10 protein-coding genes are annotated in these 7,335 nt (G+C 43.0%); 3 read left to right on the plus strand and 7 right to left on the minus strand.

The annotated features are described in order from the left end of the window. Positions 1-701 precede the first annotated feature (701 nt). Positions 702-980, minus strand: a complete 279-nt coding sequence (locus MiSe_RS46395; RefSeq protein WP_226593702.1) for a hypothetical protein — start codon at positions 978-980, stop codon at positions 702-704. Between the two features lie 21 nt (positions 981-1,001). Continuing rightward, positions 1,002-1,253 (minus strand): hypothetical protein, encoded by a 252-nt coding sequence (locus MiSe_RS46400; protein WP_226593704.1) that lies wholly within the window; start codon positions 1,251-1,253, stop codon positions 1,002-1,004. A gap of 214 nt (positions 1,254-1,467) precedes the next feature. On the opposite strand from MiSe_RS46400, the gene MiSe_RS46405 reads away from it, so the two are divergent. Continuing rightward, the gene (locus MiSe_RS46405) at positions 1,468-1,710 is read left to right on the plus strand and encodes a hypothetical protein (protein WP_226593706.1); all 243 of its coding nucleotides are present in this window, start codon (positions 1,468-1,470) and stop codon (positions 1,708-1,710) included. Between the two features lie 401 nt (positions 1,711-2,111). On the opposite strand, the gene MiSe_RS46410 is transcribed toward MiSe_RS46405, so the two are convergent. Then, positions 2,112-2,690, minus strand: coding sequence for a YkgJ family cysteine cluster protein (locus MiSe_RS46410; RefSeq protein WP_226593708.1), 579 nt, complete (start codon positions 2,688-2,690; stop codon positions 2,112-2,114). A 1,033-nt stretch (positions 2,691-3,723) separates the two neighbouring features. Beyond that, positions 3,724-3,879 (minus strand): hypothetical protein, encoded by a 156-nt coding sequence (locus MiSe_RS46415; RefSeq protein WP_226593710.1) that lies wholly within the window; start codon positions 3,877-3,879, stop codon positions 3,724-3,726. 529 nt (positions 3,880-4,408) lie between these two features. On the opposite strand from MiSe_RS46415, the gene MiSe_RS46420 reads away from it, so the two are divergent. Beyond that, positions 4,409-5,206 (plus strand): IS701 family transposase, encoded by a 798-nt coding sequence (locus tag MiSe_RS46420; protein ID WP_226593712.1) that lies wholly within the window; start codon positions 4,409-4,411, stop codon positions 5,204-5,206. 214 nt (positions 5,207-5,420) lie between these two features. Here MiSe_RS46420 and MiSe_RS46425 read toward each other — a convergent pair whose 3' ends face one another. The 3 genes from MiSe_RS46425 to MiSe_RS46435 all read right to left on the minus strand — a co-directional run bounded on the left by MiSe_RS46425 (position 5,421) and on the right by MiSe_RS46435 (position 6,612). After that, positions 5,421-5,738, minus strand: a complete 318-nt coding sequence (locus MiSe_RS46425) for a hypothetical protein (protein ID WP_226593714.1) — start codon at positions 5,736-5,738, stop codon at positions 5,421-5,423. 18 nt (positions 5,739-5,756) lie between these two features. Then, the gene (locus tag MiSe_RS46430) at positions 5,757-6,104 is read right to left on the minus strand and encodes a hypothetical protein (protein ID WP_226593716.1); all 348 of its coding nucleotides are present in this window, start codon (positions 6,102-6,104) and stop codon (positions 5,757-5,759) included. 82 nt (positions 6,105-6,186) lie between these two features. After that, positions 6,187-6,612: a tyrosine-type recombinase/integrase gene (locus MiSe_RS46435; protein WP_307731672.1), complete on the minus strand. Its 426-nt coding sequence runs from the start codon at positions 6,610-6,612 to the stop codon at positions 6,187-6,189. Between the two features lie 460 nt (positions 6,613-7,072). On the opposite strand from MiSe_RS46435, the gene MiSe_RS46440 reads away from it, so the two are divergent. Beyond that, positions 7,073-7,282, plus strand: coding sequence for a hypothetical protein (locus MiSe_RS46440; protein WP_226593720.1), 210 nt, complete (start codon positions 7,073-7,075; stop codon positions 7,280-7,282). Positions 7,283-7,335 lie beyond the last annotated feature (53 nt).

The following is a 7,335-nucleotide window of genomic DNA, read 5'->3' on the forward strand; positions in this document are numbered from 1 at the left end:
GATTGCGGTCACATTAACAAATTCTTGCTCTCCCCAAATCAGTATCATCAGCTTATCCTCACCGCAAAAGACCAAATATTCGGGCGAACGTTTACCCAAGTCTGCCCGTCAATAGTTAACTGAGACAGACTGGTCAATCCATTAGCAGCAATAATTCCAAAATCTGAAGAAGTTATTCCAACGACTCCACTTTGAGTGTTTGAACACAAAACTATTCGCTGCAATAAATCTCTCGTCCCACCTGGATTAACCTAAACTCATAAATTTTATCGGTTAAATGAAATCTCATGATGAGTTGGTGACAGGGGATTTCCTGGTAGTACTCTAAATCTAGTAAACTCATTTCCGTTAGGACCAAAAGCATAGAGCGAGTTACTAGGCCACCAAGTCGGTTTTACAGAAGGACAAACGCCCGCAAAACACATTCCAGCATTGTTGTCTGGCCTCACAACACAAACCATCGCCATCTCCTGGGATCGGAAAGTAATCCACCTAATAGGGAAATTCTCATTCCAGCCGTAGTGCAGATTTATCGCATTATTAAAATTAGCATCTGTTGCCATGTCTATTGAGTTAGGTAACTCAAGTTGCTAGTTATCTCATGCATAGCAATAGGAGCTAATGGCTCATGGCTAATGGAGCGTAAAAATCCAAGATTAGCAAGCTTGCAATTAGCCAGCTTGCAACGCCAAAGTTTATAACTAGCAACTTGCGTTAGGTAATAAAGTCAAACCATCACAACCGTCGCCTTGCCATAATTGAATTTTAATAGTAGTCCCTGATGGTGGAGCGACAAGATATTTTAAGTAAGCCCTATCTTTAGGGGATGGTGAATGAGGCGCATCCCTGGAAAATACAGCTTCATTGCCAGATGCGGCTGACTGTCTATATCCTATTGAAATTAGCTTGGAATTAAGCAGGGAGCGATACGCCGAGTTGCTAGTCTCGTTAATAATTTCAGAATTCATTTCAACAGGCATGGCATTATCCCACTCAAGGAATTAATAGATTAATAGAAACCGCCGTCGCTTTTCTATTGTTATTGGTACTCGTTCTAGACGAGCAATTAAACAGATTGACTTCCGCACAGCTTGACTTTCTCCCATGCCAACAAGCACATCAAGGAATGGCTTATTTTGTTCTTCCACCAACATCCAAGGCGGTCTACCAATATCTATGTTTGGCTGGTTTGTATTTTGATAAAGCCGCAACGCGGGGAAGTTTGAACTAATCTTTGTTACAGCAGCAAGCAAAGGAAAACTAAGCAGATATTTTTTAACATCAACTCCAAAATTGCTAACTCAATCGTAAGGTATAACCCTAGATGGCAATGTTTCAGCATTTGTTGGTGGTTTTGTGGGGGTAACACCAAAATTAACGATACCCATAGCCCAGTCCACTCAAAACATAATAACGTTCCTGAGCCAGCAGCAGTAATAGCACTAAAGATTCCTATGTAAACGACATTTGACTCATCTACCCATCCTTGACCAGGTGCAAGGGGAATTCCCGATACAGTACGTCGCCGTAGAAGTGAAACTCAAAAACACAGTAGTTGTTGCGCTTGGAGGATTCAAGAGCAAGACTTTTTTTCTGTTGGGATTAGAAGGTAAAACAGTAGAGCTTGTAGTTGTAACCGTTGCAACGCTTTCACTACAAACCACTGCGTTTCTTGATGAAACGGCAGAAATCTTGAGGATTTACATTTAAAGTTTTGCCGAAAAATCCTTGAGAATTTAACTAGATTAACAAGGGAAATACCAGAGGTCAATCTTAACATATAGCCACCGGGTCAACTCTAGAGATATCAGGTACGGCGCCATTTCAAAATTCGGAATTTCACTGGTCGCTTTTGAAAGGTGGCAAGCCACTTTTAAAATAGTACTTATTTGCGGAGAAAAGCTGGCCTTGCGGATTGCAGCCCAACCGCCACGAGCTTCTGGACTTGAAACCTTAACAATTACAAAATTACTGTTTGTGGAAGCGCTGATAGGAGGAATTATTGCTGGTCTTTCCGCAATACTGCTGACCGGGAAGTGGGAAATAATAAATCCCAATTGATGCGTTCGGCAAATACGCCAATCATTTATCCAAACCCAGATAAAATTATTTTAAATAATTGATTGGCGAGCAACAGCATTAGCCAATTTCCACCCCCTTTGGTGCGCCCATCTGGTGCAATGAAATTTGCTGCATGTTTGGGGTTTGTGGTCGTGAATCTCCCACAGCCTTGTACGACGGTCCAGACAAGTACAATAACCGTCGCTATCCCTTTTCATTACGCATTCATCAATAGTTTCGTCAATTTCTAATTTCGACTTTGGTATGCCTTTTTCTTCTGCCTCCTCTGGAAACACAATTGTTTTGCGCAACGCACAACATTGAGCCAAACAATAAGGTAGAGCATCAATACAATCACAATCAAATCGAAGCCAAGCCCCATCAGCACCTTGCTCTATTGATATTTCTCCAGATTTTACTGAAACTAAAAGACTTCTCCTAGGAGTACTGGGAACTTCACTAAAATCTAAAATTTCTATTTTTTTGACCGACTCTAGCCATATAATATCTTGAGAAACTTCTTCTAGATTAGCTTCCACTTCATCCAAATAATTATCCATGTCGAAACAATCCTCGATTTTCTCAAGCATTTCATTAAGACAGCTGGCTGTGATTTTTCCGTCCAGCATCTCTTTGATTGCAGCTGCCGTTCGATTAGCAATTTCAAGTAGATGGTAAACTTCCTCCCAACAACAATCTAAATAGATTAATCGCTCAAAGCATCCTCCTATTATTCGTCGTTCCTAGACGGATAGCATAGTCATAGTTCATTCACGGATAATACCTTAACTTAACACATCCCTCAATCTCACTCTACTCGCGTTCCATTCTTCTGGTTGATAAGAGACAGTGTAGGCTTTATTAGTTTTAGCTAATTTCATCAATACTAATTGGCTCCCGTCTTCCTTCTCCCCATAAGCAGTTTTACAACCAAAGGGTATTGTTCCAGACTTACCAGCATAGCGCTTGTAGGGTTGGCCGGTAATTTTGCTTGTCGCTGGTAAAAGCTCTGTACCAGTTCTAACGTGAGCAATTAATATTGCCAGATTGTCTGTAAAATCGTCCGTTTTAGTCTGATTAATCTTGCTATGCCCCGCCTCGGTACTTAGTAAAAGAGGATCTAATACGCTGTTTGAGTACTTGGTGTAAGAGGCGAAGTAGGTTGTATCAGCATCTGTCGGGGTTTCTATGTTAAACGGTTTTAACGCTACCCCATACGATCCACTTCTGCCACCAGCGGCAACTATAGCGTCTCATACCGTTTTGTTTATATTAAAGTCTGTCTTCCCGGTAATGAAATCCACATACTTGGCTAACCTTCCATCGCTTCCCACAATCCCTTTCGGGTCCGGCAAAGATTGGTTTAACCAGGGGAATCTTCTGGGTTTACGAGGCATAGCTTTGTGACGTGCATCATTTATTTTTAATACTAACATCACCCGGCATAGCAAGGGATATAGATGCTTGCTTTTCTAGGAATATATTTAGAACCCCTGAGGGGTTCCTAATTTTTCTGTGAAACCCCACATAACTTCAAACTTCCGGTAAGTTAATGGGGGTCGTTTGGTATTTGGGTGGCTGGTTGTGGATACCTTGGGGTCTATCAGGATGACCCTGGGTAACAAGATGTTATACTTTGTGGCGCTCGCTTGCCTGACACTTCTAGCGCTGGCGCAGGAATGCCCTCAGATTCTCGTTCCAGTTATTAGGCTCATCGGGAGAATAAAGAATGAATTTATTTTTCCTTGTATTAAGTTGGCCTGCCAAAGTTCGCTGCTGCCCTCTAGCTGCGGCGGCAACCAACTTGGGATTAAACACGACTAAACTTTGTCAGATTTCCATCGCTCTATCTGTGGATCGCCCAGTGGATACACGTTGCTTAAATCTACGTGGCTTGTGTAAGTTCTTAATATTTTGGCATTTCTCAGGGTCAGCAGTTTTTCGAGATTTTTTTTAGCCGTTGCCTCTGTGTCACCAAAAGCCCAAACTTGAGGCGCGCTTTTCCCTTTCTTAAATTGTTCTAGGTCTTCTGCAATTACGGCTGTTGCCTTCCACTGCCCCCAGGTTAATCCGTCATTTCCCCCAAGCGTTCTGTTTAAATTTGTGTATTCTCACATCTTGCACCTGTCAGGATAAACCCTGAATAACCAGAAAAAAGTGTAAGAAGGTGACAGCAGCAAAAAGAGCAGTACTCTAATTTTAAAGTCAGCAATGAAACACTTAAAGCCGTATTATTACTGAAACAGTTGACTAAAGGAACAAGCTGCACTCAGGTCGGATTAATTTGCTTTCTGGTCAGAAATATGAGAGAAAAGGGCGTGAAAAGATTTCTAGAAAAGCAAGAACAATGGAAAACATTCTTGCCCAGGCCCAAAGTTTAGTGTACAGCTTACTGCTGCTGATGCCGTCCCGGTATCAACAAGAAAACCTTGAAACCATGCTGGGATTGTTTTTGGAAGCTCAAGGACATCCTTTACCGCAACACAGTCAAACCAAATCTGCCAGCGCTTTAAGCCGATTTCTCAACCTTAACTGTTGGCCAACTCGAAAACTAATTCGCACAATTCGTCAACAAATACTCAAACAAATCTTGGCAGAGTCTCCCAGAGGCATTTGGCCATTTATACAGGTAATTATTGAACTAACAACATTAGGAAAACGGGGAAAATTTCAGCCATTTGAAAATTTAATTAAGGTCTATAACGGCAAGCGTGGCCTACATTTAGTAGTTCTCTATTTAGTAGTAGGACGCTGGCGTAGAGGTAAAAATCATCCATCTCCCGCCCAGTTGGGTTTGAAGTTAGTCAAACGGTTGCCCAAAGCACTAACTCAACGTTTTCGGGTAATGATTCTCGTTGATACTGCCGGCAGTGTGGAATTTCTTCGGGGAGTACGTCGGCTCAAATTCCACGTAATTGCGGGAGTGAGTTGTGACCGACAATTAGTTGATGGGCGACGTTTAAGACAATTATGTAACCGGGGTCAGCAAGTTTATCTAGTAGGTTTAAAGTTTCCTGTTTCGGTATCATGGTACTACTTAAAGCGCGATAATGGTCTACTAGAAAAGCGATTTGTTCTCTCCACCAAACAACTTAAAGCTAGCACAATTACTAGGTGGGTTAGACGCAGATGGCAGATGGTTTAAAACTGCCAAACATAGTTTTGGCCTACACCGTTTTGGTCAGGGAACGCTATTAGGTGTCTATCGCTGGTTGGTTCTTTCGCTGCTCGCTTATCTTCTGGCGCATTGGGCTTATTTATCCACCAATTGTACTAATTTACCTGATTGGGGACAAGCTGCTCAAACGGCACTCGAATTTGTTTTACCACAAATCATTGTGTATGTTTTTTTACTTAACTTAGAACGGATGATTCCTTTGGCACGGAGTTACGGTTTTGACATCCACTTTTCCAGGTGCAAGATGTGTGTATTCAAACTTGCTTAAATTTGGGTAATGAATTGTAAATCTATGCTCTTTGTACCCTTCGTCTAAATAAGTCGTGTAGTAAGGAGGGCGCTTTTTAGTGGATAAATAAAAAACGATTTCCCATTCAGGCGTTCTCCATCTTGGGTCTACTTCCTCGATGCTCGCTGGTAACGGCGGTGGAACTTCGTCGCCATCGATCCACCGGCGGCGTTGATCCGCAACAAAGTTGTTGAATGCTTCGACACTCACAGGTTGCGGCGAGGTTGCTCAAAAATCAGCAAGTTCTTTGGTGCGTTGCATTCCTTCCTCACCGCATTTCCTCGATGCTGCCCATTCCCCATCAGCTGCTTCCCCCCCATTCGCCACTGCTTCCGCTACGACTTTTATGGCAGCAACATTAAATTTGATGGCGATCGCCGTAGTTAGCGCCGCAAACTGGCGGTGATTGGGCCGATCTAAATCTATGACCCAAAGAGCGATGATTTCTCCACTTTGAGTCGTTGTCCACTGCATCGGAAACGGATCGCCCATGGGGATGCCATCGGGAAATAGATACAGGTAGTCATCTAGCGAGCTGTTGCAATTTAGCTGTACCCAGGTATCGTGCTTGGTCATGGTTGCTTGCTAATTGGATAAATGATGGATTGCGAGGTGTTACAGGAATGCGTACGCTTCTGTCACCCTTTGGGGTGATACTTCAACGTAACGCTGTAATGCCTTTAAGTCTCGGTGCCCCGTGATTTCCGCCAATTAGTCGGATGTCGCACCCTTTCTCGTGTAAACGAGTAATCAAGGTGCGGCGGAAACTGTGGCTACTGATGCCTTTGTGGGCGAGTTTCGCAGCTGATAAAGTCTGGCGTAAATTTAGGTCAAACGCTTGTGCTGTTACAGGTTTAACCGGATTTCTCCCTGGAAACAACCAGGAACTATCTGGGTTGAGGCACTGGGCATAATCCCTCAGCACCAGCATCAATTCCCCATGCACTGGTACTTGGCGCGTTTGTCGGTGACGCTTGGTATCTGCCTTGCGCCCAGCAGCGAGAAAAGTAATGAATTCGCGAGTTTCTCTCTTACTGACAGACAAATAAACCAGGGAAATTTGAAGTTTTAATACAGCTCCAATACGTTCTCCTGTCTATCTTAAAATGTCAACTCTTCTCCTATCTCTTGAATTTTTTATTTGTTTTTCTTTCTAAAAAATCCGGTTCCTATAAAATTGATGCTGGCGCGGGGCGTTTAGATTTTGGCACTTTCTTTTCTCCGACATGGGGTTATTTATCAAGCGTTATTGGAGCAGCAAAAAACTAAATGCAGTTAGTGAAATTCCCGCCACAAGTGACATTATGCCAATTTTTTTCCGGGGAATTTTAGGGAAATTACCAAGTGTAACGATTCGTTACCATCGCGCCCGTAGGTGACCCACGGTAAAGTAAAAAGGTACATGGCTCAACGGTTTCGCCGATGATAACCCCCAAAAAATAGAATTAGCTGTTAGCCAGCATTTTTCCACTAAAAGTTATGAGGATATTTGCTGACATTCCCGATTAATTAATTGTAGGTAATCCAACAACAAGAGATGAATAATGCCAAGAGATAATGCGAGAAAAATTTTGGCAGCTCCCAAGGCTTCCCACGAAGATATTCTGAGGGCTATTTACTGGTTATCTATGGATCTGACTTACTTGATTAATTCAGCCAGTACAAACCCGGCACAAGAAACCAGCCAAGACATCAAGGAGAGCCAGGAGCTGCTGGAACGGCTTCGAGCTAGGGTCGCTGGCACTGGGGGTTAAAGGCGATCGCACCCAACAGCCGCCAAAATAAAACCAGCGATCGGGTTGGGCGA

This window comes from Microseira wollei NIES-4236 (assembly GCF_020521235.1).
Taxonomy (GTDB): Bacteria; Cyanobacteriota; Cyanobacteriia; order Cyanobacteriales; family Aerosakkonemataceae; genus Microseira; species Microseira wollei.